At 24.9% G+C, this 2,422-nt stretch carries 3 protein-coding genes, 2 tRNA genes and 2 rRNA genes; all 7 read left to right on the top strand.

Annotated features, from left to right (window positions below; genetic code table 11):
* Positions 1 to 81: ribosomal RNA gene (locus CLOACE_RS11515) — 23S ribosomal RNA — on the top strand; the annotation flags it as partial.
* A gap of 92 nt (positions 82 to 173) precedes the next feature.
* Positions 174 to 290: ribosomal RNA gene (gene rrf, locus CLOACE_RS11510) — 5S ribosomal RNA — on the top strand.
* Between the two features lie 7 nt (positions 291 to 297).
* Positions 298 to 374: transfer RNA gene (locus CLOACE_RS11505), tRNA-Ile, on the top strand.
* A gap of 3 nt (positions 375 to 377) precedes the next feature.
* Positions 378 to 453: transfer RNA gene (locus CLOACE_RS11500), tRNA-Ala, on the top strand.
* 101 nt (positions 454 to 554) lie between these two features.
* A complete protein-coding gene (locus CLOACE_RS11495) occupies positions 555 to 1,049 on the top strand; it encodes an HD domain-containing protein (protein ID WP_070111390.1) in 495 nt (164 codons plus the stop codon).
* A gap of 14 nt (positions 1,050 to 1,063) precedes the next feature.
* The gene (locus CLOACE_RS11490) at positions 1,064 to 1,576 is read left to right on the top strand and encodes a transcription repressor NadR (RefSeq protein WP_070111389.1); all 513 of its coding nucleotides are present in this window, start codon (positions 1,064 to 1,066) and stop codon (positions 1,574 to 1,576) included.
* 101 nt (positions 1,577 to 1,677) lie between these two features.
* Entirely contained in the window at positions 1,678 to 2,301 is a 624-nt protein-coding gene (locus CLOACE_RS11485) for a hypothetical protein (protein ID WP_070111388.1), read from the top strand.
* The last annotated feature ends 121 nt before the right edge of the window (positions 2,302 to 2,422 follow it).

Genomic DNA, 2,422 nt, shown 5'->3' with positions numbered 1-2,422 from the left:
AACATCAGGTTGATAGGTCAGAGGTGCAAGCGTGGTAACATGTTTAGCTGACTGATACTAATAGGTCGAGGGCTTGACCTTAAATATACTGTGCAATTTTGAAAGAATAATTTTCTTTCAAATAAAAGTAATTTACTTAGTTAAAGCTGAGTAGTACTTATTTAAAATAAAAATCTGGTGGTTATAGCTTAAAGGTAACACCCGTTCCCATGCCGAACACGAAGGTTAAGCTTTAAAGCGCTGATGGTACTGCAGGGGAGACCCTGTGGAAGAGTAGGTCGCTGCCAGGTATATTATGGATCTTTAGCTCAGTTGGTTAGAGCAACCGGCTCATAACCGGTAGGTCCGGGGTTCGAGTCCCTGAAGGTCCACCATATGGGGGTATAGCTCAGTTGGGAGAGCACCTGCCTTGCAAGCAGGGGGTCAGGAGTTCGAATCTCCTTATCTCCACCAAAAAAGATGTCTATTTAAGATAGACATCTTTTTTTTATACTTATTTAATGGTGGTTTATTTTAATATGTGTTAATATATTATTTAGGAGGATGTAAATGTTTTGATTTTGTATAGAATTAAACAATTTATTTGGGCAATAACTGCTAATTTAAATTTACAAGATAAAGAGTTTATTAAATACTATTTAACTGATTATGAGTTAAAATTATTTAATAAATTGCCTGTATATGAAAAAAAACATTCTATAAAAGTAGCTTATGATATTAAAAAATTTTGTGAAAAAGAAAAAAAATATGATAAAAACTTTTTGATAAAATTAGCATTGCTACATGATATAGGTAAAATATGCAATGCATTAAATGTTGTTCAAAAATGTATTATGGTCATATTAGATAAAATTACTGCGAAAAAGTTAAGTAAATTTACTAAAATCAAAATAATAGATACTTACTATAATCATGGTTTAAAAGGATACTATATTTTAAAAAAATATGATTATAGTTATAAGTTTTTATATTTAGTTAAAAATCATCATAATAATATAGAAGGTAATAAAGAATTAAATATATTAAAAATATTTGATTCTAAAAACTAAAAGGGGGTATTTATGTGAATTCAAAGGAAAGAAGAAAACATATATTAGAACTTTTAAATTATAGTGAATCTCCTTTAAAAGGCAATGATATAGCAGAAAAATTAGGTGTAACACGGCAAATTATAGTTAAAGATATTGCAATATTAAGAGCAGCAGGAAACGCTATAATAGCAACTCCTGAAGGATATATGTCTCCTAAAGAAGAAAAAAATGTTGTAACTAGAGTAGTTGCAATTTTTCATACTGTAGAAAATATAGAAGAAGAGTTAAAAATAATTGTGAGCTATGGTGGAATTGTAAAAGATGTGATTGTAGAACATTCTTTATATGGTGAAATAAGATGCATGTTAATGATAAAAACATTATATGATGTAAAAAATTTTATAGTTAAATTTAAAGAATATAAAGCAGAACCTCTTTCAGCTCTTACTGGAGGAGTTCATCTTCATACTATTGTAACAGAAAACGAAGATATAATGAAAAAAATAATACATCAATTAAAGTTAAAAGGATTTTTGATAAATTAATAAATTTTTTAATTTATTATAAGTAAATAAAAGGATTATTTCAATATGATGTCGAAATAAAGAATATAAATTGTTATAAATTGTTTTTTGAGAGGTATATTATGAATTTTAAGTGTGATGTAAAAGATGATAAACTATTATGTATAAGTACAGAAGATATTAAGTTTAATAACTTGCCTAAAGTTTTAAAAAAATTTATTTTAGAGGGATTAAATAATGAATATGAAGTAATAGTATTTACTGATGATGCTATATGTGAAAATTTAGAAAAGGTATCTTATGAATATAAAGATTTAATATATAATAGTTTAAGAGTAAAAAGGTTAAAATTTGAAATATATAATTCTCTAAGTTTTAATGAAAATTCATTAGAATTCACAGAGTTATTAAATTATATTAATAATAGTAATTTTAATATAAGAGTAATTTGGGATTTTAATAGTATAGTTAAGAGCATTGGTAATATAGAATTAATTGATAAGTGTATTAAAAAAATTTTTTCTTGTTCTAATAAAAACATTAAAAATTTAGTTTATGTAAAAAATATGAGTTATAATTTTAATTTATTTAAAGATTTTTGCAAAAAATTTGATAAAATATTTATATTAGATAGATATAGAGAAATTAATTTTTCTGTTAATGAAGAAATAGAAAAAGTGCTTTGGATATTACAATCAAATGCACAATTAGAATATAAAAATAGTACTTTATTATTATTTGAGTAAATTTCATATTTTATAATCATTGATTTTACTAACTTTTTTATTATTCAAAAAGGAAATTCACCCCAAAATGTCGAATATTTAAGTACCACCAAAAATACACAACAAAGAGGAGTGAATACTT

This window comes from Clostridium acetireducens DSM 10703 (assembly GCF_001758365.1).
GTDB classification, from domain to species: Bacteria; Bacillota; Clostridia; order Clostridiales; family Clostridiaceae; genus Clostridium_C; species Clostridium_C acetireducens.
This window is presented reverse-complemented; position numbering and strand designations above follow the sequence as displayed.